Raw genomic sequence first — 24,903 nt, 5'->3', positions numbered from 1 at the left:
ACTGTCACTTGCCGGTATGGCGATACCGGAAGAGCGCTTTGATGAAGTAGCTGAAATCGTCAATGGCTTTCCCGAGATTGCTCACAACTACAAACGGACTCACGAATTGAATATGTGGTTTGTGATTGCAACTGAGGAACAGGAAGGTAAAGGGCGAGTGATCGAAGAAATTGAACGTCAGACAGGATTTAAGGTCTACGACATGCCGAAGAAGGAGGAGTTCTATGTTGGATTCTATCTCGACCTCGAATGATTTTTATCGCCCTCAAGCGGAGGACTTACCTATGGAGGAGGAAGAAAACTACTCACTATCGAGTATAGATCGCGAGTTGATCGTCTTGACTCAGGAGGGTTTGCCTCTTGCCCCACGACCTTATCATGTGCTGGGTTTGATGTTGAATATATCTGCCGATGAGGTGATGGCGCGTCTGCAACGTATGTTAGATAAAGGGATTATTCGAAGAATCGCTGCAGTACCCAATCACTACAAACTGGGCTTTAAAGTAAACGGTATGACTGTGTGGGATGTGTCCGACGAAAAGGTGAGTGAATTAGGACAAGCTTTGGGCGATTTATCCTTTGTTAGTCACTGTTATCACAGGCCCCGCCACTTACCGCTATGGAGGTATAACCTCTTTGCCATGGTTCATGGTAAAACTAAACAAGAAGTTGCGAAATATATAGAGCAGATCAATCAGCTATTGGGTGATGACTTACGAGCGAGCGATGTGCTCTACAGTACCAAAATATTAAAAAAGACCGGTCTACGAATCGGTCAGAGAGAAGCGCCACCTAGCGCTAAAAAGACCTGAACAGAGACCAATAGAATAAGGCGAAGTGCCATGTTTAGAATTAGCCAGTACATGAAAATTCTGCACGATCAAACGCCATTAGGGCCATTGCGAAAGCCGCCAGGCCCCGTCGTTATCTGGAACCTGATTCGGCGTTGTAACCTAACCTGCAGACATTGTTATTCCATTTCGGCAGATACTCACTTTCCAGGCGAACTAAGCACCGAAGAAGTCTTTACCGTGATGGATGATTTAAAGGCTTACGGTGTGCCTGTCTTGATTCTTTCAGGTGGGGAGCCTTTGCTTCGGGACGACATCTTTGAAATTGGAAAAAGAGCGAAAAGCATGGGCTTTTATGTTGGCTTGTCGAGCAACGGTACCCTAATCGACGAAGACAACATTAAGAAAATAGCTGAAGTTGGTTTTAATTATGTCGGTGTCAGCATCGACGGCTTGCGTGAAAATAATGATGAATTTCGCCAGATGCAGGGTGGTTTTGATGCGGCCTTAAACGGAATTAAACTCTGTCGAGAGAACGGTATTAAAGCTGGCTGGCGCTTTACACTGACGGAACAAAACAGTGACGATTTAACTGCGCTGCTCGATATAATGGACGAGCATGGCGTAGAGAAGTTTTACTTATCCCACCTTAACTATTCCGGCCGTGGTAAGCGCAACAGTAAGCGTGATGCCTATTTTCAGACAACGCGTGAAGCTATGGATCTGCTATTTGACCGAGCCTGGAATGATGTTGTTTCTGGCAAGGTGACTGAATATGTTACCGGGAACAATGACGCTGACGGTGTTTACCTACTTCAGTGGGCTGAAAAGCGTTTTCCAGAACGTGCGCCACTGTTAAGAGAGCACCTTGAACGCTGGGGGGGTAATTCTTCAGGAATTAATATTTCCAATATCGACAACTTGGGAAATGTTCACCCCGATACTTTCTGGTGGAGTCATCACATGGGTAATGTCAAAGAACGCCCGTTTTCAGATATTTGGCAAAATACCGACGATGAATTAATGCTGGGGCTACGCATGAGTCCACGTCCTATTGAGGGACGTTGTGCCAAATGTGATTACTTTGCGATATGTGGTGGTAATACTAGGGTGCGAGCTTTCAGTAGTGATGGTGAATATTGGGGAGAGGACCCGGGCTGCTATCTGGATAATCAGGAAATTGGTTTGTCAGAAGACGATATTGATGGTGCCGAGGCAGTTAATACGCACTTGCTTGAAAGTACAAACGCTACACCTCAGGCTGTTTAGGAGAGGCTTATGAATCAAGATAATTTTTCCAATGCTGGCCTAAAACGCCCACAAGAATTGTTTGCTAAAGGTTCTGAAAATAGACGACCTTTTCTACCCGGAGAAGTTGCTCTGATCGGCGCCGGACCGGGTGATCCTGAACTGTTAACCATAAGGGCTCATCGCTTAATCAAGCAGGCTGACTGTGTTATTTATGACCGCTTGGTCAGTGCTGAAGTGATGGAATTAGTGTCGCCCAGGGCAGAGTGTATTTATGTGGGTAAGAAAAGTGCCGACCATGCTTTGCCCCAAGAGCAAATAAACCAGTTGATTGTCGAAAAAGCGATGAGCGGCAAGAAGGTTGCTCGTCTTAAAGGCGGTGACCCTTTTATCTTTGGTCGTGGTGGTGAAGAGGTTCAGGAACTGTTGGATGCGGGGGTTGCTTGCCGAGTCGTCCCAGGTGTTACCGCTGCTTCAGGTTGTACGACTTATTCCGGCATTCCATTAACTCACCGGGATTTTGTTCATGGTTGCACTTTTATCACGGGCCATCTTCAGGATGATACGCTGGATTTACCTTGGCAGGCTTTGGCACGTGAAGATCACACTGTTGTGATTTACATGGGTATTAAAACATCACCAATACTGTCTAGAGAGTTAATTAATAACGGCTTGGCCGAAGACATGCCGGTTGCCCTAATCAGTAACGGCACCACAGAGAATCATCGAACCTATCGAACCAATATTTCAGATTTGCCAGAATTTGTTCTAGCGAACCAAATCAAGCCGCCAACACTGATTGTTATTGGCCGAGTGGTAAATGCTTTGGATACCGAAGGTTTTGATCAGGCTACTTTGCTTGATGAAGCCTCCAGGCATGAACAGATGATGACTAAGGTAGGTTGATTGTGAGACAGCTGTTATTTCTCTTAAGTCTATTTTCCTCGTTTGCTATTGCAGGCTCACCGGAGCTCGCGTCTGAGCCCGAAGTAAATATCAATAGCAGAATGGGGCAGGAGCTATACCAAACTCATTGTCAGGCCTGTCATGGTGAGAATCGTTTGGGTGCAATGGGTCCGGCTTTACTTCCTGGGAACCTCAAGCGCTTGAGAAAAAATAAAGCGCTAGGTGTCATTAAAAATGGCCGCGTAGCGACGCAAATGCCAGCATTTATGAGTACGCTTAATGACGCGGAAATCGAAGCTTTGGGTGATCTGATCTATACGCCTTTGAAAGAGATGCCGAAGTGGGATTTGAGTGATATTAATCAGTCTCAAAAAGTCTTTTTCAAGCCTGGCGACTTAGGTGAAAAGCCGGTTTTTGAAGCCGATATGATGAACTTGTTCATTGTCGTTGAGCTAGGTGATCATCATGCAACGGTTTTGAATGGTGATACATTTGAGCCTATCCATCGTTTTAAAACCCACTTTGCCTTACATGGTGGGCCAAAGTATTCACCTGATGGTCGCTTTGTTTACTTTGCTTCACGTGATGGCTGGGTGAGCAAGTTTGATATCTATAATCTAAAGATTGTTTCTGAAGTCAGGGTGGGGATTAATACACGTAACCTCGCTGTATCGAGTGACGGCCGCTATGCCATGGCGGCGAATTACCTTCCGAATAACTTGGTGATCCTGGATACCAAAGATCTGTCTCCCATTAAGGTGATTGATGTTAAGGATAAGGATGGTAATACGTCGCGCGTCAGTGCTGTCTACAATGCACCGCCAAGAAATAGCTTTATTGCTGCCTTAAAAGATATAAAAGAGGTTTGGGAAATAAACTATGAAGACAAACCTCCTGCCGGTTTCGTTGGTTGGGAGCATAGCTATCACAAAGAAGCGGGGGACGTTGTTACACCTGAACCTTTCCCGATTCGAAAGGCCAAAGTGTCAGCCTATCTAGATGACTTCTTTTTTAACCAGGACTATAGCTTACTCTTCGGTGCCTCACGTGAAGGCGAGGGGATTATCGTCTCGCTAGATGCCCGCAAAGAAATTGGTGAGCTAGATGTCCCGGGTATGCCGCACTTGGGGTCAGGGATTACTTGGGATTATCAAGGCAAAGAAGTGATGGCAACGCCGAACCTAAAGGACGGAAAGGTCAGCATTATCGATATGGATAACTGGCAGACAATTAAGCATATCGAAACAAAAGGGCCAGGCTTTTTTATGCGTAGCCATGAGAAGACACCTTATGCCTGGGTCGATGTTTTCTTTGGTCCAAACAAAGACCTTATGCACGTTATCGATAAATCGACATTGGAGATTGTTAAAACACTGCAGCCTATTCCCGGCAAGACGGCGGCTCATATTGAATTCACCAAAGATGGTCGCTATGCCCTGATGAGTATTTGGGATATGGACGGTGCGTTGATTGTCTATGATGCGCAAACGCTTGAGGAAGTGAAACGCTTGCCGATGACGAAGCCTTCGGGGAAGTATAATGTCTTTAATAAAACCACTTACTCCCGTGGCACGAGTCATTAACATGATACTTTAAAGGGCGATGAGCATGAGATTCAGATCTTTAATATTAGGCAGTATTGCAACCATTGTGATCCTGCTAAGTGCTCAGCTCGCCTATGTATTAATTGCCTCTTATATCGGTCAAGCTGCTTCAAACTCCACATTAATTGGTGAACACAAAGACCTGATGTGGTTCTTTCTCAGCATATGCTCATATGCGCTAAGCTTCTTTTTGGGTGGTTTTATTACATCCTTAATGGAGAGCGGTGCGCCCGTGCTGAATGCCGTAACGGTAGGGTTTATCGTCGCCATGTTATCAATGCTTAGTGTTGGCGACCTTAGTGTGCTTAATACTCGGGCATTGATCATGGTGTTCTTCGGCGTCGCATTCGCCTTTCTTGGCGGCGTTTGGGGCGCGGGAGTCTTTGCTAGAAAGCTAGTCTGATTTTTTTCCGTTTGCTGTTCACAACCTGTAACCCCTTAGCTTTGCTTATAGGGTTACACCCCCCCTCTCTATTTTTGTCTAGTACTAGCCTGCCAACGAGCCGGAGAGGGTGTAGCCAACAGGTTGGTTGAGACTATGGTTCTGACCCGATTGAAGCTGTGTGGCTTGTTTAAGCCTTTCTAATTCTCTGTTGTCATTTTAACTCACGGGTGTCATTTAGACTTCTTTAAAGTGTTGTCATAATGAAGGTTTATCAGAAAAATAACAATAAAAACAATGATCTATATCCTGGTACGGTATTTGTAATAGCTAAGTCGTGAGCTTGTTTTTCTGTCCCAATAATTGAATGTCAGAAAAGCATATCAAGGAGGAGGGTTCACATTACAAGTGGGGTGACCGTCAAGGGTATACCGGGTTTTCAAAGGCTCGGTAGCCGTTACTCAAAGCGGCGCAAGAGATAAAAACAGGAGGCAAACATGGCTGATAACTTTACCAAAGGAATGGCCCGAAATATTTATTATGGTGGTGGGGTGTTCTTCTTCCTGCTGCTTGTCGGGCTGACCTTTGACACAATGCGGATATTGCCGGAGCGAGATCATCGGGAAAATATTACCGAAGCTGTCGTGAAGGGCAAAGAAATATGGGAAAAGAACAATTGTATCGGTTGTCACAGTTTGATGGGGGAAGGGGCTTACTTTGCACCTGAACTTGCAAATGTATTTGATCGATATGGTGCCGGTGATGAGGCGGTATTTGAAAGCTTCATGCAAAACTGGATGGCGATTCAGCCATTAAATGTTCCAGGTCGCCGTCAAATGCCTCAGTTCCATTTATCAGAAGAGGACGTACATAACGTTTCTCAATTCCTGATCTGGACCTCGCGCATTGATGACAATGACTGGCCACCGAATAAGCAAGGTTAGGGAGTTGCTATGAAATACGAATCGCAGAGTGTTGCAAAAAACTATTTTATTTTCGCCATGGTTCTGTTCGCAGGTCAGGCGGTATTCGGGCTCATTATGGGTCTTCAATATATCGTTGGTGACTTTCTAGCAGGTGCTATTCCGTTTAACGTTGCACGTATGGTGCACACGAACTTGCTCATCGTTTGGCTATTATTTGGCTTTATGGGAGCAACTTACTACCTTGTCCCAGAAGAGAGTCAAACTGAACTGTATAGCCCCTTGCTTGCCAAAATCCTGTTTTGGGTGTTTGCCGCAGCCGGCGTTGCGACCATTCTAGGTTATTTGCTAGTGCCTTATAGCACCTTGGCAGATATTACTTTTAATGAACTCTTACCGACCATGGGGCGAGAATTCCTTGAACAACCGACGATTACTAAAATTGGTATTGTCATCGTTTGTCTCGGGTTCATCTTCAATGTAGGTATGACCATCCTTAAGGGCCGCAAAACAGTGATCAACATGGTATTGATTACAGGTCTGATTGGTTTGGCAGTGTTCTTCTTATTCTCTTTCTATAACCCAGGTAACTTGGTTCTTGATAAGTTCTTCTGGTGGTGGGTTGTTCACCTATGGGTTGAAGGTGTTTGGGAATTGATCATGGGTGCTATTTTGGCTTATACCTTGATCAAAGTGACTGGCGTTGACCGTGAGATAATAGAGAAGTGGTTGTATGTGATTATTGCTTTAGCACTGATTACCGGCCTGATAGGAATGGGGCACCACTACTTCTGGATCGGCCCGGGTGAGTACTGGTTGTGGCTGGGTTCTATCTTCTCAGCGCTTGAACCAATTCCTTTCTTCATGATGGTTGTGTTCGCATTCAAGATGGTTCGTGAACGTCGTCATGAGCATGGCAACCAGATAGCATTGACTTGGGCTTTAGGTACTTCGGTAATGGCGTTCTTGGGCGCAGGTGTATGGGGCTTCATTCATACGCTAGCACCGGTGAACTATTTTACACACGGTTCGCAGATTACTGCAGCTCACGGACATCTAGCATTCTTTGGGGCTTACTCAATGATTGTGATGACGATAATGTCCTATTCAATGCCAATTATGCGTGGTCGCCCTCACGGCAACTGTGAAAGAGCACAGAGATTGGAGCGTATGTCGTTCTGGACAATGTGTATCGCAATGTGCGGTATTACTTTGGCATTAACAGTGGCGGGCGTCTGGCAGATTATTCTCCAGCGTTTACCAGATGACGCAAATGCTCTGAGCTTTATGGCAACTCAAGAACAACTTCATCCTGTCTTCTGGGTACGTTTGTTCTTCGGTGTGATGTTCACTACAGGTGTAGGCATGTTCTTCGCAAGCTTCTTTGTTGGCGATAAGCAAGGTCTAGTTATCCCTGAGGGTGAGCAAAGAGCAGCTTCATAAGTGAAGTGCAAGTTGGCTGAACTTAGAACTTAGGAATAAGCTTAGCCAGCTATATTGACCCCACTTAGGTGCAGTCAGATATTTGGGCTGCACCTTACTCCATAACCATAATCTATGATGTTTAATCAGGTGTTAGATGGAAGAGTTAGTTGGTGAATTTTGGCATCGATTTGTTACGCGACAAGCTTCAACTGAGTTTGAAGATGCGCGCGTAGATTTAGTCGAATTGAGTGCTCAGTTAGCACCCTTTTACCGTGCTCTCGGCGGAAGCCCAGGCAAAGTGATAGAAGGTGCAATGGGACGCGAGCTGAAATTTCGTCGTAGACTGATTCAACGTATGGCGGGGACGCATAAGCGAAGTGAATTGGCATGGCAGGATGAACGTAGTCTGCGTTTGCCAACATCACATGCCTTATTTGAAGACAAAGCTTTAAACGAAGATTTATATTTCTGGTTGACGGCCTTGGCCGCTCAACTACCGAAAGTGACGCACTGGTTTACCGATAACCAGCAAGCGACGCTAGAGATCCTAAAGTCAAAACCGGGGTTAAGAGAGCGGTATTTCCGCCTTGTCGACGCGGTTTTGCCTTTGCGACCTCCTTTGGAAAAATTACAGGGTGAAAGACTTGATCGCGAGCTTGCGATACATCAAGCACTAAAAGACCCAGGGAGCGTCGAAACACTCCCGAAAGCGCCGGGCGACCCTTTCCCGATTAGCCTATGGCTCTACCCAGAACCGATTCATGGGGTTAGTGTTGCACCGATTGAAGAAGATGAAGAAGAGCTGCCAGCTGAAAGCAGCGGTGCCCAGACTGAGAAAGTTCGTGGCCCGCGTAAAGATGCTCAGCGCACCGATGATGCCAAGAAGACCGATGGCTTATTAATCTTTATGCTCGATAGCTTATTCAGCTGGACGGAGCATGTTGATCTAGACAGACCTCAGGAAGAGGATGTAGACGATGATGCCAGTTCCGTTGCAGAAGATCTGGATATTATTACGCTTTCTCGTAAGCGCCGGGCTGGCGCAGCTAAGATCAAGTTCGACCTGGATTTACCCGCCCCGCATAACGATGATTTAGCCATTGGTGATGGCATACGCCTTCGTGAATGGGATTACAGAAAGTCTGTCTATATTGAAGACTTTTGTTTATTGCAGCCCATGCTAGCGGATGACGCCGAGCCAAGTGGCGTTCCTGGTCACTTAACTAAAACTGCAAACCAGCTCAGGCATCGATTCAGCGCTTTGAAATTTCAACAGCATTGGCTTCGCCGTCAGCCTTTAGGTAGCGAGCTGGATCTGGATGCCTGTATCGAATCTATTGTTGAGCCTGATACTAATACAGGCAATGACAACTTTTATAAGCACCGTAAAGAAAGCCAACGAGATATTTCCTGCTTGTTATTAGCGGATTTATCTATGTCGACTGATTCGGGAATCAACTCAAATCAGCGTGTGATAGATATTATTCGAGATAGTATCACCTTGTTTGCCGAAGCCTTGAGCAGTGCAGGGGACCCTTTTGCAATCTATGGATTTTCCTCCATCAAGAACAAACAAGTTCGATATAACCTGTTAAAAAACTTCTCTGAACCTTATGGCGATGCCGCACGTGGCCGAATTCTTGAAATCAAGCCGGGATTTTATACGCGAATGGGCGCAGGTATTCGTCAATCAACTGAAGTGTTAAAAACACAAGCAACTCAAAAGCGCCTCATGTTGATTGTTTCAGACGGCAAGCCAAATGATATTGATCACTACGAAGGCCGTTACGGAGTAGAGGATACTCGTAAGGCGGTTCAGGAGGCCAAGCAGCAGGGCTTGCAACCATTTTGTATTACCATCGATGAAGATGGAAACGATTATTTACCTTACCTTTTTGGTGATCATGGTTATGCAGTGATTAGTGATACTGCGCGTTTACCTGCATTGCTGCCAAAAATTTACTTGAACCTTACAGGTCTATCGTAAGACGACAAGGGTCAAGCTTTTTAAATGGAGAACGACATGCCAACGAATTATCTAGCGCAGGGAAATGAAGTTGTTATCTTCGAGCACGCCGCCAACAATAATTTGCCGGTTTTGATTAAGGGACCTACAGGTTGTGGTAAAACCCGATTTGTTGAGCACATGGCCAAGAAACTTGATCGGCCTTTATACACGATTGCCTGTCATGATGATCTAAGCGCAACAGACTTGGTAGGTCGACACTTAATTGGCAAAGACGGAACCTATTGGCAGGATGGCCCGCTTACCAGGGCGGTGCGAGAAGGCGGTATTTGTTATTTAGATGAAGTCATTGAAGCACGGAAAGATACTACGGTTGTGCTTCACCCACTGTCTGACCACCGTCGCGTTTTACCTGTAGAGCGTACGGGCGAAGAAATTATTGCTCATCCTGACTTTATGTTGGTGATCTCTTATAACCCTGGCTACCAGAACGTAATGAAGGGGCTGAAGCCAAGTACCCGCCAACGCTTTGTTGCGATGGAGTTTGAATACCCCTTGGCAGAACGGGAAACGGTAATCATCTGTCAGGAATCCAATATCGACAAAGATACCGCCAAGAAGCTGGTTAGCCTGGGTGGGGATTTACGTCGCCTAAAAGACTATGACTTGGAAGAAGCGGCATCGACCAGGCTGCTGATTTATACCGCCAAGATGATTAAGTCAGGGCTGAATGCTCGCGAGGCGTGTTTATCGTGCTTGGCTCAACCTTTAACCGACGAGACCGAAACTCTGGCTGCCATTGAACTCTTGGTCATGACCTATTTCTAGGGCGCTAGCGAAAATAAACCTATGAGCATTGAGCAGGAAGTAAGTGCAGGGAAACATGTTCCCGGTGATATCGCTATATGGGTTCTGGTCTTTGCAGAGTTATTTGAATTTGGCTTGTTCTTTATCCTCTATATCGTTGCCAAAGTTCATAACCCGGAGCTATTCAAAACCGGCCCCTTAAGTCTTAATACCAGCGCCGGTATTTTGAATACCTTTATTTTACTGACGAGTAGTTACTTTATTGCCCGTTCAGTAAGAGCGATTCGCCTTGATAAAGCGCAAGAGAGCCGACGTTGGATATGGCTAACCTTAGCGTGCGCAGTGGGATACTGCCTAGTGAAAGCTTGGGAGTATAAATTTAATGAGCTTAACGGCATTGGAGTCGAAACTAATCTCTACTTTAGCGTTTATTACTACCTGACCTTCAATCATCTGCTGCATGTGTTTTTTGGGATGGCTGGTTTGCTGTGGGTACTAACCAGGTCTTACTTTGGGGCGTATTCTGCTAAGCAATATGCGGGTTTGGAGGCAGGTGCGTGTTACTGGCACATGGTTGATTTAGCCTGGATTATTATTTTTCCACTGATCTATGTGATGAGATAGCGATGATTCTACCTCTACCAAGCAAAAGGCACTTACTGCGAATTTGGCTGGCTTTACTGGCTTTGACCTTACTAAGCGTATTGACTGCTGAAACAGCGGACTTCGGTCAAATATCAGTGGTAATTGTCTGTGTTATTGTCACATTAAAAGGGCGGTTGGTGATCGATGAGTTCATTGGTTTGCGTCATGCACACCCGAAAATCAGGAAGGTCATGCTGGGGTACTTTTACTTGATCCCTACTTTAATTGTTTTGGGAGTGATATTTCCGGGAGTGATCATTTCACTCACCTCCTTAAACTAGTCTTTAAGTAAAGAGAGCTTTAATGACTAAAGTCTGTATAAATTCAGAGCCAGAAAAGTCATCGTCCCTACCGGGCGACTTTGCCATTTGGATTTTTATCCTTGCAGAGCTGGGCGTATTTTCGATCTTGTTCATCGCCTATGCCTTTGCTCGAGTATTCAACCTGGAGATGTTCGCTGAGGGGCATCAACACCTTAACCAGCTAGCAGGCATGATTAATACGATTGCCCTAATCACAAGTAGCTATTTTGTCGTCAGGGCTGTTATTGCAATTAAAGAAGGCAAGTCAAACGTCTGCTCTAGATGGATTAACTGGGCACTCCTTGCTGCCTTAGTCTATGTAGGCGTGAAGATGTGGGAGTATACCGAGACCATCGGTGCAGGATATTCTTTGCATACCAATACCTTCTACATGTTTTACTTTTTGCTGACCTTCTTCCACTTCGCCCATGTGCTCTTAGGTATGGTGATTCTGATTGTGGTATCGAAGAAGGCGAAAAACGGAGACTATAGCTCAGAAGATCACACGGGTGTAGAGACCGGTGCTTCATACTGGCATATGGTGGATTTGCTTTGGATTATTTTATTCCCACTCGTTTATGTGATTCATTAAGGAGTCAGAATCAATGAATGACATTAAAAGGGTAACGCTGGTATGGGGAGTGCTGACGCTTATTACGATCCTCGCCTCTTTGATTGGTAGTTCAGAACAAACAGGTGTGTGGATAGTTTTGGGCTCTATTCTTATGTTGATATTAAAAGGACAGCTAGTCGTCGATCACTTTATGGGGATGCGTGAAGTAATCAAACAATGGCGCTTGATTATGTCAGCGTACTGCATAGTGATCGGAGCGTTTGTCTTTTTAGCGTATTGTCTGAGTATATTTTTATAGTGAAAGTGCCCCTTGGGGCTCTTTCACTACTCTACTGCTCTGTTTCACAATAATGCGCACATAGTTTCTTGAATAAGGGTAGTGATAACAAGCCCAAACCGCCTAGCGCATACATATACATCGCTAAGTATTTGGTAAAGTTGTCGCCATCCAGTCCAACAACGGCTGCAAAGATGATCATTAGCGTCGATACAATGATTATAAATTTACTCATAATGTCCTCCTTGTCTCTCGGAAGCTTAAGAGAGCAATTGGCTCTACTTTCTCATTAAATAGTTTCTATAAGAATAGTTAGAGATTTTGATCTGATCAAATAAGAAAGGGGCGAATTTTTGAGCCCAGAGCTGAAAGGTACGCTGTGATTTTCGCGGCTAAGGCTACCGAGGCTTTACTCAGCGCCAGGGGCTGGGCGTGGAAGGTCAGTACGTGCAACTTTTGTGTCAGCCATTTCTTTCAATACGAATCCGCTCGTAAAAAAGAAAAAGGATGAGGAAGCAAAACTCGCTTTATAGACCTTAGACAAATCACCAAAGAAAATCAGTAGAATCAGAACACAAATCACTGCAGATACGAAACAAAAAAGGCTAGAGATTCTGGATGTTCTTCTTAGAAAACCCATTTTATCTTGATCTGGCATAAGNGTCTCGTAGCGGTAAAAATATGAATAGACATGGACTAAGTTAAAGGCCCAAATATACGCGGCTTGAGCAGAAAAATATATCTTAGCTAGCTTATTGTGGGGTAGGCTTGATCTCAATCAATATCGAATGTTTACTTCAAAGCGCTTAGCTCAGGTCACAGACAATGAATAAACTTTTTATAATCGGTCTGCCTAGAACGGGTACGACGAGTATTAGTGTTGCTCTATTAGCGCATAATTATAAGGTAGCGCATACCGCCTATACTAAACGTGCATTTGAATTGGCCGATGTGGTTTCAGATGCGCCATGCTTTTGTGACTATCAAGAGCTAGACCTGCTCTTTCCCGGTTCTAAATTCGTTTACTTAGATCGAGAATTAAATGTCTGGTTACCCTCGATTCAGCGCTTGCTTCATAAGATGCAAGCAAACTTGGAACTCAAGACAGGTCACTTTAACCCCGTACTTAAACGTAGCTTCCACAAAACCTTCGCCTTGCTCGATACAGAAGACCCGATTGCTGAGTCTCATTTAGAAAACTGCTATAGGCAACATCAACAAGAGGTGTTTGACTATTTCTCGGCTAGATCAGATCTACTAAAAATAGATATCAGCAAGCCCAAAAGCTTAGCGACATTGCTAGGTTTCTTAGGTACCTCAACAGAGGGCTGTGGTGAATTTCCTAGACTAAATGTGGGTAAACAGGTAGATAGCTGGAAAGAGTTCAAACATGCTAACAAAGTAAACCCTAATAGTGCGGGCAAGGAACATAGAAAATTCTTTGATTACGTATAGCGCTGTAACATGTTATTTTCCAGCTTAATAATTTCTCATTACTAAGCCAAACTCGAAATAAGGTTATCCAAAGTATGGAGTCACTCCCTATAGCAGAAATAATATTGATATCATTTCTCATGATATTTGCAGTACACCAAATTAGCCGAGTCGTTATTGGAGAAAATGCGGATACTTATCCTTCAGGCATCCTTATCGCGGGAGGTCTATTCTATGTGGCGACAAACGATATATCTTCAGGTATCGCTGCAAGTCTTTCAGCCGCTGCAGGGCATTACTTAAGCGTTTTCCTTTGTAAACGGTTCAATTGGCACGAGAAGAATAAACCTTAATGTTCTTTAGTTAGCGCTCTTCCAGTAATAATTGTAAAAACCAGGAAACCGCCGAAGACGTTGGCAATAAATCAAATCAGCCCTTTTGCATTATCTAGGATGTTCAAAAGAGAGGGGCGGTTTTCTGATGGAAGCTATATAGAATTGAGTCGAACACTGCTGATTCAGATCGAATATTTTCTTATTTCTCTTAATGGTCTATCTTTATAAGGTTAAGGGGTAAACTAAAGGCTTAAAATATTATCCTTCACTGAACATAACAGCTTGTAGTAAGGTATTTTACACTTGCCTTTAGTAGAAGATGGTCATGATTTTATAAGGTCAAAATATGTGAAATTCATTATATCTCTATACGTATTTCTTGTTATAGCTTCGGTCTCTCGAGTTGAGTCTAATGAATTGAGGTTTCGTAGAGTATAAGTTTGTATTGAATTTGCTTAATTTTTTTTTGATGTAAGAGTTTCTTTTTTATAGGTGCTTATTATGAAATTTACGTTAAAAAAATTAGCCGCTGTAGGGGTTTTAGCATTAGGTTCGATGTCAGCAAATGCAGCCATCGTTACGGAAACTTGGGTTACTCAGGTTGCACAGAGTGACGTGACCGGGCTTAATGTCGGCGATTCATTATCATGGTCTTTTACATTCGATAACGAAGGGACTCGGGCGAGTACATTTTATGATGATGGAACTCCAACGTATACGTATTGTAACGCGCTGGATGGAAATGCTGATGGAGCTTGTTCAATTGAATGGACTTTGTTTGGAATTAATTATGCGGATTTGATTAGTTACGACGACTCGGACTGGCAGGCTAGTATTGATTATCATCTGGCCACCGAAAATATGGTTGAATACGACCGCGGTATTCGTGAGGCGAGGGTTTCAATCACTGAATTCGGTTTGTCAACAATTAACGTAAAGGAAGGTGGATCTGAAATAAATATCAGTACGTGGGCCGAAGGCACTGGACCATTTGGAACCGGACCGGGTAGCCCAACGATATCGGCTGAAACTTACCTTTACCAGGTTTCAGATCCACAGCAGTATTTCTTAGCAAACACCAGAATGACGGTCACGTCAGTCACCTCGGTTTCAGTACCTTTAATCGATGTTCCAGAACCTGCTACGCTTTCGCTTCTTGGTTTGGGTTTAGTAGGCTTAAGCTTTGCTCGTAGACAAAAGAAGTCCTAATTCTATCTAAGCCTGAAGTACACTATTGTTGCCAGCACTTAAGGAAATCACCCAGAACTAAAGCTATCTCACTTGAGATGGCTTTTTTTCTGCTCATAAAGCTGATGAATTTTCTCAAAGTACTTTTCGATAGTTTTACGGGTTGCCTTGATATGAAATCAGTTAAAAATCAGAGCCTGTTTCTATCCTACCTATAAAAGTTTTATTGCTTTGTCACTCCTCTGTTTTGGAGTCGAGCTTTTCCAAGCATCACCTTATTCTCATCCGGAAGATAGTGTACTCTAAGCGCAAATTAATGATTGGAAATGGCTAGACCTAATGAACGCAAAACGAGCAGATACGATTGTCGTACTGGACTTTGAGACGAGTGGCTTATCTCCTGATATGGGAGAACGTGCGATAGAAATTGGTGCAGTGCTGATTGAAGGTGGGGAGATTACAGATAGCTTTCAATCCCTAATGAACCCCGGTATTCGCATCAGTGCTTTTATTGAAGATTATACCGGTATTAGCAATGCAATGTTGAGCAAGGCGGCTCCCTGTGAAGAGGTGATGAAGCGCTTTAATGATTTTATTGCCGGGCATAACCTAGTCGCTCATAACGCCTCTTTTGATAAACGCTTTCTTGATGCTGAACTATCACGAGTTTCTTGCTCCTATCCGGGAGACTTTGCCTGTTCTTTGCTCGCTTCTAGGCGTATTTTTCAGGATGCGCCGAATCATAAGTTAGGAACTTTGGTTCAGTATGCGAACCTTGATACTGTTAGCTCAATCTCATCGGGTAGTTTTCACCGTGCCTTGTATGATTCAGAGATGACTGCCAAGCTGTGGTTAGCTATGTTAGAGGATATTGGTGAGCGCTACGGTATTTATGATTTACCGTTCTCTTTTATTCAGCAGCTTAGCAAAGTGCCTAAGAAGTCGGTGCATAAGTTTATAGAGAAGCACAGGGCTTAGGAACGAATCGTTATATTAAAAAGCAGGAGTTAGCAATGAGTTATAAGTGTATTTCAGTTCCGCAAGCCAGGTCTTTAATGAGGGAGAAGGCGTGTTCTTTGGTGGATATTCGAGACCCCGCTTCATTTGCTTCAGGAAATATAGAAGGCTCGGTTCATATTTCGAATGACAATGTACAACAGTATTTATCTGACATGGATAAAGAAAAGCCACTAATTGTGGTTTGCTATCACGGCAACAGTAGTCAAGGCGCGGCTGAATTTTTCGCCAGTCAAGGCTGTAGAGAAGTGTATAGTCTTGATGGCGGTTTTGTTGAATGGCAGCAAGGCGATTAGATCTAAGCTACTGCTTTATCACCCTTCAATCACTTAACTGAGCCCGGGTAATCGAAGACTAAGGATACGTATTAATCTTTGATAAACTTTACATCTATATTCAGTAAACACCGCTCGTCTCAGACGTCGAGCTAATAGCTAAGCGTGCAATTTCTTAGGATTGCCAAAACAACACAGCAATGACTACCGACTTAGTCAAAATTATTTCGAAAAGTTAAGGCTTTGCTATCAGCATCTAATAAGGCTAATCTTATATAGTGAAGCTTATTAATTTAATCGTAGAAGAGTTCGGCTCTTATGCCGACCGATAACGCTGATTATAAAAATGATAATAATATTCAAGTTAATATTACTACTGGTTGCAAGTAGCTTTAGCGCACAGGCTTTGAGTGATTATGTGCTGGTAAATCGGCCTGAATCAGTTAATGACAAACGCTATGATTACGCACATGATTTGTTGCAAATGGTTCTCGATGAGACTCAAGACGACGATTCAAAAAGTGTTGTAAAACACGCAACGCTTATAATGAACCGTAATCGTCTACTGTTATCGTTGAAAGAGGGTAAAGAGCTTCATGTCGTTGCCGAAGCGCCCAAAACTGCTTGGGTCAGCGAATTGCACGTCGTAAGAATTCCCATACGAAAGGGAATACAGGGCTATCGCCTCTTTTTCATTAATAAGCAAGACCAGAGCAAACTGTCAGCACTTAAGTCTTTCGAAGAGTTTAAAGCTATACCCACTGGTTCAGGAAAAGGTTGGTCGACGACTAGAGTGTTGAGAGAGGCAGGGTTTAATGTTGTTGTGGGAAACAACTATGAAGGCCTGTTTAGTATGTTAGAGCTCGGTAGATTTAAAACCTTTGGTCGTGGTATTAATGAAATTGAGGCCGAGTACTTAGCTCAAAAAGAGGCGCACCCTAATCTAGCAATCGACACGGAACTAATGCTTCATATCCCCTTGCCAACCTATTTCTTTATTAGCCCGAAACGACCAGAGCTTGCGAAGCGCATTGAACGGGGTTTGTGGCGCCTAATCGAAAATGGCAAATTTGAAGCATACTTTTTAGCTCACCACCAAGCGCTAATAGATAAGTTTCGGCTGAAAGAGCGCAGAAGGTTTTCTATTCCCAACCCCAATTTGAGTAAAGCCGACCCGCTTGATAATGCTGAACTATGGCATAAATTTTAATGAAGAAAACAGCGTTGTAGGTATAGGGCTCATTACCAAGAAAAGGCATATTGTTGATGCTGTTCCTTTTCGTTATTCAGGCCAATATGAACACCTAATAGCCTTACTTTCTTACCATCGCCCCTTGATATTGCCTCATGTAACAGGCAGATAAACATCGCTTCATTGTAGTCACTAAATGTATATTCTTTTGTTGTTTGATGAAAGTCACTGAACTTTACTTTAACGCCTAGCTTCTGAATGCCTCTTCCCGGCAAATGCTTTGCAGCACGCTGTTTTAACTCGGGCAACAACCTTGATACTAAAATCGCTTCAAGTGAAGACGGGTCGTCAATGTCTTCAGGGAAGGTTAGCTCTACACCCACTGACTTCCTTGTTCGGTGAGTTATTACTGAGCGCTCGTCTTGTCCATGGCAACGTTGCCAAAGTAAATGGCCTAGTCTTCCGAAGTTATGTAGTAGTGTTTGTTGGTCAAAAGCCTTTACATCTTTTCCAAACCGCAGTTGCTTAGCACTGAGCTTCTCGAAGGTGACTTTGCCAACGCCAGGGATTTTATCTAAAGGCATATCGTCGATAAAACTGGCCACGTTTTCTGGAGGAATTACATAAATACCGTTTGGTTTATTGATATCGGAGGCAACTTTAGCGAGGTACTTGATGGGCGCCACCCCTGCTGATGCTGTCAGACCAAGCTCACGTTGAATCGTCTTGCAAATATCCTGAGCGATGAGCGTTGCTGAACCGTGATGTAACGAGCAGTTGGTGACATCAAGGTAAGCTTCATCGAGGCTAAGTGGTTCGATCAGATCAGTATAACGTTCGAATATTTCACCAATCTGTTTACTAACGGTTCTATATACATCCATTCTACCCGGAAGCAATACAAGATCTGGGCATAAACGCAGCGCAACTGAGGTCGGCATGGCAGATCTAAGCCCAAACTCTCGTGCTATGTAGTTACAGGTAGAGAGGACACCGCGAGAGTGGCGCTTTCCGCCAACGGCAACGGGTAAATTAGTTAACGCCGGTTGGTCACGGATTTCCACGGATACAAAGAAAGCATCCATATCTACATGAATTATCTTGCGCAAACCGTTGCCTCGAAATTAAATAATGCTGTTTGAATATACAGTTGTCTTGGGCGTGAGGCAAGTAGGGTTGGTTGCTAGCGTGTACAGATTATTTACGATACACGCCGTCTAGAAAAGTGTTTACTTCAGAAAAAACCTTCTTGGTGATATCTCCTCTGACAATACCATGCAGATGGAAGTCTATTTCCCTGTAATGTGCGTTGCCTGTGTGAATGCTTTTATAAATATCTCTACCGCTTTGGACGTCAACTTTTGGGTCTTTATCTGCATGAATGACTAAGGTTGGGATGGTGATGCTAGAGAGCCCTTTCTGAACTTGGTTCATTAATTTTTTGATTTCAACGATGCTGCTTACCGGGCAGCGTAGATAATTGATGTGAGGATTGTCAGCATGATTGGTGACGAACTCTTTACGCAACTTTTTAGTATCGAATACCGGGTTAGCTATTCGCCTTAGAGCCTTATTCCAGGTATTGACAGGCTTGGCGAAGTTAGCAGAGAACTTTTTAAACTTGAGCGGCGCGCTGATACTCACAAGTGCATCAAAGGCGTCGGGTTTATCAATGACTTGTTTAAGTGCCACCGCAGCGCCAGTAGAGAAACCAGCGATGACGATATGCTCACAGCAGTGCTTAAGTATTTCGTGGCCCCGGTTAACCGCCGCCGTCCATTCGCTCATTTTACGGCGAGATAAATCATCTGCCGATGTACCGTGCCCGTCCATTCGTGGCGCGTAGACGGTATAGCCTTGGCTATAAAGATAGTCAGCCCACTCTCGCACTTCTTCCGGGGCAGCCATTAGGCCATGAACAAGCAGCACTCCCTGCGTGGCTTGAGGCTGATGAAGCAGGTAAGGTTGGCCAATTTCTGGTGGCTTGGTTTCACCTTTAAGGAAGTGTTCCTGGTAATCGTTTATAAAACGACTCGTTTCTTCCTCTAGCAGGCATTGTGCTTTAGAGCTTAAGCTCATCTTAGGCTGACGCCGTAGCGGAAAATGCACTGTAAATCAGGCTGTAATGACAGGCGCCACCAATTAAGACCATTACGTGGAAGAGTTCATGGAAACTGAAAATTCCAGGCAACATTAAGGGTTTCTTACTTGCATAGAAAATAGCACCTAGCGTGAACGCGATACCGCCAGCAAAAAGCAGATTAACCTGCATATCGGTCATGAGATCCAAGATTTGTTGCATGGGGAAAACTAGCATCCAGCCCATTGTCAGAAAAATTAAGGCATAGAGTATTCTTGGTGCGCGCGGGAAGAATAATTGTGAGCACAGGCCAAATGCCACCAGTCCCCATTGAATTGCTATCATTGGTAAGCGCCAGTCATCATCCAGAAAGAAGTAGCAGACGGGAGTATAAGAACCAGCAATCATAAAGAATATCGCTAAGCGGTCCATTTTTCGCCAGAAAGATAGCTCGTTCTCTTGCTTTTTAAAGCAGTGGTATAAAGAGCTAGCAGAAAAAAGAAAGATTAGTGACAAACCGTAAACTAAGGCTGTGACGAGCATTGAAGCAGAGCCGGTTGCAACCTTTAATAAAAAAACTGTACCGACCACGGCTGCTATCGCGCCAAGCAGGTGAGAGTAGAAGTTGAATGCTTCAGAGCTTTTAACCATTTTCAATACCGCTTTTTGTGTAGGTCTGAGGATAATAAGTCTAAAAAAAGTATCACAAGTGTGAGCTGAATTTGTTGCTTAATCTTAATCACCATAATGTTAAAAAAATAGACTTTAAGGTGCTTTTACAAAAGTTTTACATAGCCCGCTTTTAACACTCACGGCGCGCGATGAAGCAGTGTTAAACTGGTCGAATGAATAGATTTAGATTTCTACCAAACAGCACCTTCACATTCATTTTCTCACTGGTGGCCCTGGTCACTTCGTTTGTGCTTTATATCTATTGGTATATAGAGATCAGTAGTGGCTTGGATGAAGTGATTTTGAGGTTTCATATCGATCCGCAACAAGTCACAGAGTCGCGTACCTTTTTGGTGATTGCAGTATTAACTTTATTGGTGAGTTTGATCGTTACGGGCTTGTCGATGAGTTTCGTTTATACCAAGAAAATGCAGCAGCTTTATCGTCTGCAGAATAACTTTATCAATAACTTTACCCATGAATTGAAAACACCCGTTACGTCCTTGCAGTTGTATTTAGAAACCTTCCAAAAGCATGATTTGGATAAGGAGACGCAGCAAAAGTATCTTAACTATATGCTGCGTGACGTTCACCGTTTATCAGACAATATCAGCAACATTCTGGATCTGGGAAAGATCGAAAGCCAGAGCTTCAGTGATGAATTTATAGAGTTAGACGTTGCTGAGTTTGTCTCTCAGTTTTATCAACAAAATGCCCACCTGTTTACTGGCTTACAGATCGCGACTCAATCATCTCAGCCGATAAAGCAAACGCTTAGCCGGGCGCTGTTTGAAATGTTATTGATTAATTTAGCGAGCAATGCCCTTAAATATAATGAGTCGGATCAGCCAAGCCTAGTCGTTAAAATAGAAAAGCTCGCACTGCGCGGAAATGATGAGCTCAGGCTTAGGTTTATCGATAACGGTATCGGCATTGAGCATACGCAGCGCAAGAAGGTATTTAAAAAGTTTTATCAGGTGGGTGATTCAAAGACGCGTTCAGCGCAGGGTAGTGGGCTCGGTTTATATCTGGTTCAAAATATAGTTAAAGCGCATAGTGGTAAGATACAGATTAAGGAAAGCCAGCCGGGGCAGGGGGCTGAGTTTGTTATTATATTCCCGCAGCGAAATAAACTATCAATGGCGAAAAGAGCGCGTAATATGATGGGGATGCACTAGTGTTTGATCCAGAGAATGAGCGTATCTTGGTTGTCGAGGATGAATGTCATATTGCAGAGGGGTTGCGTTTAAATTTGGAGCTTCAAGGTTACAAGGTGGCGTTAGCGGAAACAGGGACTTCCGGTCTAGCCTTATGGAAACAGTGGCGGCCGCATTTAATAGTCTTGGATGTGATGCTGCCCGGCATAGACGGTGTCTCTGTTCTTAAACGTATTCGCTTAGAAGATGAGCGTTTGCCAATCCTTATTCTATCAGCCAAGAATAGTGCTCAAGACAGAATTGAGGGTTTTAACCACGGTGTCGATGACTATCTTTCTAAACCCTTTAACCTAGAAGAATTCCTGTTACGAGTTGAGCGCCTTTTAAAACAAAGTAGCTGGCAAGATAATAGTATTGATGCGGCGAGTGGAAGTCAGGACCCATATAGCTTTGGCAGCAACAAAATCGACTTCCTTCAATCTGTTGCTTATTGCAAAGGGCAACAAATAAGCCTAACTGAACAAGAGCTTCGCTTGCTCAGGTTATTGATTAACAATCGTGGTAAAGCGCTGTCACGCGGAGAAATTTTAGAAGTTGCCTGGGGTTTTTCCAAAGACCTATCGACTCGTACCGTCGATAACTTTATTGTCCGTTTTCGAAAGTACTTTGAAGACGACCCTAAGAACCCCGAGTTCTTCAAAAGCCGCCGCTCTGTGGGCTACGTATTTGACCATTAAAATATCACTGATGAAGATTTTATTGCTTGTAAAGAAAGCCTACACTATTTTGTGTTAGTCTTGATGGCAAAGTAACAGACTATCGTTAAAGCTATCTGATTTTAAAGGACTTATATGATTGTTCATTCTTTGGCGGGCCAGCCTGCACCGCAAGAAATATTAACTGATATCCCTCGCTTGGTTGCGAGTTATTACAAGCGGCAACCTGAACCGGGAAACTCTGATCATGCAGTAGCATTTGGTACATCTGGCCATCGCGGGACAGCGCTGAATTGTAGCTTCAACGAACATCATATCTGGGCTATTTGCCAAGCTTTATGTGAATATCGCCAGGCTCAAAATATTAGTGGTCCTTTATTTTTGGGTAAAGATACCCACGCCTTGTCGGAACCTGCATTAATTAGTGCGCTTGAAGTCTTTGCGGCGCAAGATGTCGAAGTGCGCATTCAGCAGGGCGGTGGCTATACGCCTACTCCAGTTATCTCTCACGCCATTCTTAGTCATAACCAAGGGCGCACCCAGGGACTTGCCGACGGTGTGGTGATTACGCCATCCCATAACCCTCCTCAAGATGGAGGCTTTAAATATAACCCTCCTCATGGTGGGCCTGCAGATACCGATGTTACTAACCTGATTCAGGCACGTGCGAATGAACTTTTAGCTCAAGGTATGGAAAAAGTAAAAAAGGTTTCTTATTCGCAGGCTTTGGCAGCTAGCAGTACGCAAGAAATTGATTTTGTCATGCCCTACGTGAAGGACCTGGAATCTGTGGTTGATATGTCTGCCATTTCCAAAAGCGGCTTGCGTATAGGTGTTGACCCAATGGGCGGGAGTGGTATTGCTTACTGGGAGCCGATTGCCGAGCATTATGGTTTGAACCTGGAGTTAGTCAATAAGCGGGTTGATCCAAGCTTTTCGTTTATGCGTGTTGATAAAGACGGCAAAATTCGTATGGATTGTTCCTCACCTTATGCCATGGGTCAGTTGATTGAATTAAAAGACCAATATGATGTCGCCTTTGGCAACGATCCTGATTACGACCGTCATGGCATTGTGACTCGAAGCTCTGGCTTGTTAAACCCAAATCACTACTTAGCAGTCGCAATCGATTACCTTTTCTCACATCGTCCTGAATGGGATGAATCTGTTGGAATCGGCAAAACGCTAGTTTCCAGCAGCATGATTGACCGAGTGGCTAGCGCGCTAAAGCGTCCTTTGGTTGAGGTGCCTGTTGGCTTTAAATGGTTTGTAGATGGCTTGCATCAAGGCAGCTTGGGTTTTGGTGGAGAAGAAAGTGCAGGCGCTTCATTTTTGAGACGCAACGGACAAGTTTGGACGACCGATAAAGACGGCATTATCATGGATCTCCTGGCTGCCGAAATATGCGCAGTAACTGGTAAGGACCCGGGGGAGCGTTATAAAGAACTGGAAAACCAGTTCGGTTCTCCTGTTTATGAGCGTCTTGATGCATCGGCAAGCAAAGAGCAGAAAGCCAAGCTTAAAGCCTTATCTGCTGAGCAGGTGAGTGCAAGCGAGTTGGCAGGCGAAACGATTCAGCAGAAACTGACCAAGGCGGTGGGTAATAGTGCTGCAATCGGTGGCCTAAAAGTTTCTACAGAAAATGGCTGGTTTGCTGCAAGGCCATCGGGCACCGAAGATGTTTATAAAATCTATGCGGAAAGTTTTGTCAGTTCAGATCATTTGAAGAAAGTTCAGAAAGAAGCAAAAGCGCTTGTGGATGAAACCATCAAATAAGGATTAAAAAGCTCTGAGTCATGACTCGGAGCTATTTAATGAGTAAGCTATACTAAAAGCCTACGACTAAGGAGTTGTCTGATGAGGGTTCCTGATAACAGTAATATCGTCATTTTTGGTGCCTCGGGAGACTTGTCGTTTCGCAAGCTTATCCCGGCTTTGTTCCATTTATATGTCACTAGACAATTGCCTGATTGTTTCTTTATTTTGGGTGTTTCGCGCAGTGCTTATGACTCAGATAGTTATCGTGAGGCTTTGTTAAAGTCGCTAAGTGAAGGTGCAAACCTTGATTCGCATACTGTCGAAGATTTTCTCCAGCACGTTTATTACTTGTCTTTGAATACCTCCGATGTCACGGAATACTCCAAGCTAAAGCTTACCTTGAATGAGCTGTATGCGCGCTACCAGACACCGCACAATACTTTGTTTTACATGGCGATGCCGCCAAGTATGTTTACCGTGATCCCTGATTGCTTGTCAAAGAGTCAATTGTTGGATCAGTGTGAAGGCTGGAAGCGCATCGTGGTCGAGAAGCCTCTAGGTTATGACTTGGAATCTGCAATCGAGCTAGACCATGGTTTGCATTCCTATTTTGATGAATCCCAGATTTATCGTATCGATCACTATTTGGGAAAAGAGACCGTTCAAAACCTACTGGTTTTTCGCTTTGCTAATGGCATGTTTGAACCATTATGGGATAGAAATTATATTGATTATGTTGAGATAACCGGCGCAGAGAAATTAGGTGTTGAGTCTCGGGGTAGCTATTACGATGGCGCAGGTGCCGTGCGCGATATGTTTCAAAACCACTTGCTGCAAGTTTTGGCGATGGTAGCGATGGAACCGCCAGCAGTGATCAATGCCGACTCAACGCGGAATGAAGTGGTGAAGGTTCTACAGAGTCTAAAACCACTTAGTCAGGCCGATTTAGAGAATAACCTGGTTTTAGGGCAGTATACGGAATCCTTAGTTAAAGGTAGTGCTGTTCCAGGTTATCGGGATGAGGAAGGTGTTAGTCCAGATTCCAGAACTGAAACCTACGTAGCCCTTAAGCTATTTATTAATAATTGGCGTTGGAATGGAGTTCCTTTTTATATTCGAACAGGGAAGAGCTTGCCAACGCGAGTGACGGAAGTTGTTATTCACTTCAAACATACACCACACCCTGTTTTTGGGCTGAATGCACCGGCAAATAAACTGGTGATACGCAT

At 44.0% G+C, this 24,903-nt stretch carries 28 protein-coding genes and 1 pseudogene; 24 read left to right on the top strand and 5 right to left on the bottom strand.

Annotation, left to right across the window (positions count from 1 at the left end; genetic code table 11):
• The 14 genes and pseudogenes from A3756_RS27750 to A3756_RS14605 all read left to right on the top strand — a co-directional run.
• Positions 1 to 253, top strand: a pseudogene (locus A3756_RS27750) (Lrp/AsnC family transcriptional regulator); the annotation flags it as partial.
• Entirely contained in the window at positions 225 to 812 is a 588-nt protein-coding gene (locus A3756_RS14665; RefSeq protein ID WP_231875547.1) for an Lrp/AsnC family transcriptional regulator, read from the top strand. The pseudogene A3756_RS27750 and the gene A3756_RS14665, both read left to right, overlap by 29 nt.
• A 30-nt stretch (positions 813 to 842) precedes the next feature.
• The gene (gene nirJ / locus A3756_RS14660; protein ID WP_068514299.1) at positions 843 to 2,060 is read left to right on the top strand and encodes a heme d1 biosynthesis radical SAM protein NirJ; all 1,218 of its coding nucleotides are present in this window, start codon (positions 843 to 845) and stop codon (positions 2,058 to 2,060) included.
• Between the two features lie 9 nt (positions 2,061 to 2,069).
• Positions 2,070 to 2,945, top strand: coding sequence for a uroporphyrinogen-III C-methyltransferase (gene cobA, locus A3756_RS14655; RefSeq protein ID WP_068553755.1), 876 nt, complete (start codon positions 2,070 to 2,072; stop codon positions 2,943 to 2,945).
• A 2-nt stretch (positions 2,946 to 2,947) separates the two neighbouring features.
• Positions 2,948 to 4,528, top strand: coding sequence for a cytochrome D1 domain-containing protein (locus A3756_RS14650; protein ID WP_231875546.1), 1,581 nt, complete (start codon positions 2,948 to 2,950; stop codon positions 4,526 to 4,528).
• A 25-nt stretch (positions 4,529 to 4,553) separates the two neighbouring features.
• On the top strand, positions 4,554 to 4,952 hold the full coding sequence (locus tag A3756_RS14645) for a hypothetical protein (protein ID WP_068509634.1): 399 nt from the start codon (positions 4,554 to 4,556) through the stop codon (positions 4,950 to 4,952).
• Between the two features lie 476 nt (positions 4,953 to 5,428).
• Positions 5,429 to 5,875, top strand: a complete 447-nt coding sequence (locus tag A3756_RS14640; RefSeq protein ID WP_068506849.1) for a cytochrome c — start codon at positions 5,429 to 5,431, stop codon at positions 5,873 to 5,875.
• Between the two features lie 9 nt (positions 5,876 to 5,884).
• Positions 5,885 to 7,297, top strand: a complete 1,413-nt coding sequence (locus A3756_RS14635) for a cbb3-type cytochrome c oxidase subunit I (RefSeq protein WP_068514304.1) — start codon at positions 5,885 to 5,887, stop codon at positions 7,295 to 7,297.
• 136 nt (positions 7,298 to 7,433) lie between these two features.
• Positions 7,434 to 9,266 (top strand): nitric oxide reductase activation protein NorD, encoded by a 1,833-nt coding sequence (locus A3756_RS14630; protein ID WP_068514308.1) that lies wholly within the window; start codon positions 7,434 to 7,436, stop codon positions 9,264 to 9,266.
• A 36-nt stretch (positions 9,267 to 9,302) separates the two neighbouring features.
• A complete protein-coding gene (locus A3756_RS14625) occupies positions 9,303 to 10,073 on the top strand; it encodes a CbbQ/NirQ/NorQ/GpvN family protein (protein WP_156490492.1) in 771 nt (256 codons plus the stop codon).
• A 21-nt stretch (positions 10,074 to 10,094) separates the two neighbouring features.
• Positions 10,095 to 10,676, top strand: coding sequence for a cytochrome c oxidase subunit 3 family protein (locus tag A3756_RS14620; RefSeq protein ID WP_068514311.1), 582 nt, complete (start codon positions 10,095 to 10,097; stop codon positions 10,674 to 10,676).
• Between the two features lie 2 nt (positions 10,677 to 10,678).
• A complete protein-coding gene (locus A3756_RS14615) occupies positions 10,679 to 10,978 on the top strand; it encodes a cytochrome C oxidase subunit IV family protein (protein WP_068514314.1) in 300 nt (99 codons plus the stop codon).
• 22 nt (positions 10,979 to 11,000) lie between these two features.
• The gene (locus A3756_RS14610) at positions 11,001 to 11,591 is read left to right on the top strand and encodes a cytochrome c oxidase subunit 3 family protein (RefSeq protein ID WP_068514317.1); all 591 of its coding nucleotides are present in this window, start codon (positions 11,001 to 11,003) and stop codon (positions 11,589 to 11,591) included.
• Between the two features lie 13 nt (positions 11,592 to 11,604).
• The gene (locus A3756_RS14605) at positions 11,605 to 11,871 is read left to right on the top strand and encodes a cytochrome C oxidase subunit IV family protein (protein ID WP_068514321.1); all 267 of its coding nucleotides are present in this window, start codon (positions 11,605 to 11,607) and stop codon (positions 11,869 to 11,871) included.
• A gap of 31 nt (positions 11,872 to 11,902) precedes the next feature.
• Here the strand turns inward: A3756_RS14605 and A3756_RS14600 are convergent, their stop codons facing one another.
• Together A3756_RS14600 and A3756_RS14595 are read right to left on the bottom strand one after the other, a co-directional pair.
• On the bottom strand, positions 11,903 to 12,085 hold the full coding sequence (locus A3756_RS14600) for a hypothetical protein (RefSeq protein WP_068514324.1): 183 nt from the start codon (positions 12,083 to 12,085) through the stop codon (positions 11,903 to 11,905).
• Between the two features lie 174 nt (positions 12,086 to 12,259).
• The gene (locus A3756_RS14595; protein WP_068509369.1) at positions 12,260 to 12,508 is read right to left on the bottom strand and encodes a hypothetical protein; all 249 of its coding nucleotides are present in this window, start codon (positions 12,506 to 12,508) and stop codon (positions 12,260 to 12,262) included.
• Positions 12,509 to 12,675: 167 nt separating this feature from the next.
• Between A3756_RS14595 and A3756_RS14590 the strand changes: the two genes are divergently transcribed.
• The 6 genes from A3756_RS14590 (at position 12,676) to A3756_RS14565 (ending at position 17,309) form a co-directional block, all read left to right on the top strand.
• Positions 12,676 to 13,305, top strand: a complete 630-nt coding sequence (locus A3756_RS14590; protein WP_068514327.1) for a sulfotransferase — start codon at positions 12,676 to 12,678, stop codon at positions 13,303 to 13,305.
• A 74-nt stretch (positions 13,306 to 13,379) separates the two neighbouring features.
• A complete protein-coding gene (locus A3756_RS14585) occupies positions 13,380 to 13,637 on the top strand; it encodes a hypothetical protein (RefSeq protein ID WP_068514329.1) in 258 nt (85 codons plus the stop codon).
• 537 nt (positions 13,638 to 14,174) lie between these two features.
• The gene (locus A3756_RS14580) at positions 14,175 to 14,828 is read left to right on the top strand and encodes a PEP-CTERM sorting domain-containing protein (RefSeq protein WP_156490491.1); all 654 of its coding nucleotides are present in this window, start codon (positions 14,175 to 14,177) and stop codon (positions 14,826 to 14,828) included.
• A 318-nt stretch (positions 14,829 to 15,146) separates the two neighbouring features.
• Complete coding sequence (locus tag A3756_RS14575; protein WP_068507471.1) at positions 15,147 to 15,785, top strand: PolC-type DNA polymerase III; 639 nt, start codon at positions 15,147 to 15,149, stop codon at positions 15,783 to 15,785.
• A 35-nt stretch (positions 15,786 to 15,820) separates the two neighbouring features.
• Positions 15,821 to 16,120 carry a thiosulfate sulfurtransferase GlpE gene (glpE, locus tag A3756_RS14570; protein WP_068507469.1) on the top strand — a complete coding sequence of 100 codons (300 nt, stop codon included), beginning with the start codon at positions 15,821 to 15,823 and terminating at the stop codon, positions 16,118 to 16,120.
• Positions 16,121 to 16,445: 325 nt separating this feature from the next.
• On the top strand, positions 16,446 to 17,309 hold the full coding sequence (locus tag A3756_RS14565) for a hypothetical protein (RefSeq protein WP_068514335.1): 864 nt from the start codon (positions 16,446 to 16,448) through the stop codon (positions 17,307 to 17,309).
• A gap of 32 nt (positions 17,310 to 17,341) precedes the next feature.
• Here A3756_RS14565 and dinB read toward each other — a convergent pair whose 3' ends face one another.
• From dinB to A3756_RS14550, 3 genes are all read right to left on the bottom strand, one after another.
• A complete protein-coding gene (dinB, locus tag A3756_RS14560) occupies positions 17,342 to 18,400 on the bottom strand; it encodes a DNA polymerase IV (protein WP_082865274.1) in 1,059 nt (352 codons plus the stop codon).
• A gap of 88 nt (positions 18,401 to 18,488) precedes the next feature.
• Positions 18,489 to 19,370, bottom strand: coding sequence for a carboxylesterase (locus tag A3756_RS14555; protein ID WP_068512166.1), 882 nt, complete (start codon positions 19,368 to 19,370; stop codon positions 18,489 to 18,491).
• A 1-nt stretch (position 19,371) separates the two neighbouring features.
• Complete coding sequence (locus A3756_RS14550) at positions 19,372 to 20,022, bottom strand: hemolysin III family protein (protein ID WP_068514341.1); 651 nt, start codon at positions 20,020 to 20,022, stop codon at positions 19,372 to 19,374.
• A gap of 194 nt (positions 20,023 to 20,216) precedes the next feature.
• Between A3756_RS14550 and A3756_RS14545 the strand changes: the two genes are divergently transcribed.
• The 4 genes from A3756_RS14545 to zwf all read left to right on the top strand — a co-directional run.
• The gene (locus A3756_RS14545) at positions 20,217 to 21,221 is read left to right on the top strand and encodes a sensor histidine kinase KdpD (RefSeq protein WP_068514343.1); all 1,005 of its coding nucleotides are present in this window, start codon (positions 20,217 to 20,219) and stop codon (positions 21,219 to 21,221) included.
• Complete coding sequence (locus A3756_RS14540) at positions 21,221 to 21,937, top strand: response regulator transcription factor (protein ID WP_068514346.1); 717 nt, start codon at positions 21,221 to 21,223, stop codon at positions 21,935 to 21,937. Before A3756_RS14545 ends, A3756_RS14540 begins: the two co-directional genes overlap by 1 nt.
• A 114-nt stretch (positions 21,938 to 22,051) precedes the next feature.
• Complete coding sequence (gene pgm / locus A3756_RS14535; protein ID WP_068553754.1) at positions 22,052 to 23,692, top strand: phosphoglucomutase (alpha-D-glucose-1,6-bisphosphate-dependent); 1,641 nt, start codon at positions 22,052 to 22,054, stop codon at positions 23,690 to 23,692.
• An 81-nt stretch (positions 23,693 to 23,773) separates the two neighbouring features.
• The coding region (gene zwf / locus A3756_RS14530; protein WP_068553753.1) for a glucose-6-phosphate dehydrogenase at positions 23,774 to 24,903 on the top strand (1,130 nt) is incomplete at its 3' end.

It is taken from the genome of Oleiphilus sp. HI0086, assembly GCF_001635225.1.
Note: the sequence above shows the minus strand (reverse complement) of the source record. Positions and strands in the feature narration are given on the sequence as shown.

Bases quoted from the DNA above. Each gene is read 5' to 3' on its own strand.
- A3756_RS14665 (WP_231875547.1), top strand. From the start codon at position 225: ATGTTGGATTCTATCTCGACCTCGAATGATTTTTATCGCCCTCAAGCG.
- nirJ (WP_068514299.1), top strand. From the start codon at position 843: ATGTTTAGAATTAGCCAGTACATGAAAATTCTGCACGATCAAACGCCA.
- cobA (WP_068553755.1), top strand. From the start codon at position 2,070: ATGAATCAAGATAATTTTTCCAATGCTGGCCTAAAACGCCCACAAGAA.
- A3756_RS14645 (WP_068509634.1), top strand. From the start codon at position 4,554: ATGAGATTCAGATCTTTAATATTAGGCAGTATTGCAACCATTGTGATC.
- A3756_RS14640 (WP_068506849.1), top strand. From the start codon at position 5,429: ATGGCTGATAACTTTACCAAAGGAATGGCCCGAAATATTTATTATGGT.
- A3756_RS14635 (WP_068514304.1), top strand. From the start codon at position 5,885: ATGAAATACGAATCGCAGAGTGTTGCAAAAAACTATTTTATTTTCGCC.
- A3756_RS14630 (WP_068514308.1), top strand. From the start codon at position 7,434: ATGGAAGAGTTAGTTGGTGAATTTTGGCATCGATTTGTTACGCGACAA.
- A3756_RS14625 (WP_156490492.1), top strand. From the start codon at position 9,303: ATGCCAACGAATTATCTAGCGCAGGGAAATGAAGTTGTTATCTTCGAG.
- A3756_RS14620 (WP_068514311.1), top strand. From the start codon at position 10,095: ATGAGCATTGAGCAGGAAGTAAGTGCAGGGAAACATGTTCCCGGTGAT.
- A3756_RS14615 (WP_068514314.1), top strand. From the start codon at position 10,679: ATGATTCTACCTCTACCAAGCAAAAGGCACTTACTGCGAATTTGGCTG.
- A3756_RS14610 (WP_068514317.1), top strand. From the start codon at position 11,001: ATGACTAAAGTCTGTATAAATTCAGAGCCAGAAAAGTCATCGTCCCTA.
- A3756_RS14605 (WP_068514321.1), top strand. From the start codon at position 11,605: ATGAATGACATTAAAAGGGTAACGCTGGTATGGGGAGTGCTGACGCTT.
- A3756_RS14600 (WP_068514324.1), bottom strand. From the start codon at position 12,085: ATGAGTAAATTTATAATCATTGTATCGACGCTAATGATCATCTTTGCA.
- A3756_RS14595 (WP_068509369.1), bottom strand. From the start codon at position 12,508: ATGCCAGATCAAGATAAAATGGGTTTTCTAAGAAGAACATCCAGAATC.
- A3756_RS14590 (WP_068514327.1), top strand. From the start codon at position 12,676: ATGAATAAACTTTTTATAATCGGTCTGCCTAGAACGGGTACGACGAGT.
- A3756_RS14585 (WP_068514329.1), top strand. From the start codon at position 13,380: ATGGAGTCACTCCCTATAGCAGAAATAATATTGATATCATTTCTCATG.
- A3756_RS14580 (WP_156490491.1), top strand. From the start codon at position 14,175: ATGTCAGCAAATGCAGCCATCGTTACGGAAACTTGGGTTACTCAGGTT.
- A3756_RS14575 (WP_068507471.1), top strand. From the start codon at position 15,147: ATGAACGCAAAACGAGCAGATACGATTGTCGTACTGGACTTTGAGACG.
- glpE (WP_068507469.1), top strand. From the start codon at position 15,821: ATGAGTTATAAGTGTATTTCAGTTCCGCAAGCCAGGTCTTTAATGAGG.
- A3756_RS14565 (WP_068514335.1), top strand. From the start codon at position 16,446: ATGATAATAATATTCAAGTTAATATTACTACTGGTTGCAAGTAGCTTT.
- A3756_RS14555 (WP_068512166.1), bottom strand. From the start codon at position 19,370: ATGAGCTTAAGCTCTAAAGCACAATGCCTGCTAGAGGAAGAAACGAGT.
- A3756_RS14550 (WP_068514341.1), bottom strand. From the start codon at position 20,022: ATGGTTAAAAGCTCTGAAGCATTCAACTTCTACTCTCACCTGCTTGGC.
- A3756_RS14545 (WP_068514343.1), top strand. From the start codon at position 20,217: ATGAATAGATTTAGATTTCTACCAAACAGCACCTTCACATTCATTTTC.
- pgm (WP_068553754.1), top strand. From the start codon at position 22,052: ATGATTGTTCATTCTTTGGCGGGCCAGCCTGCACCGCAAGAAATATTA.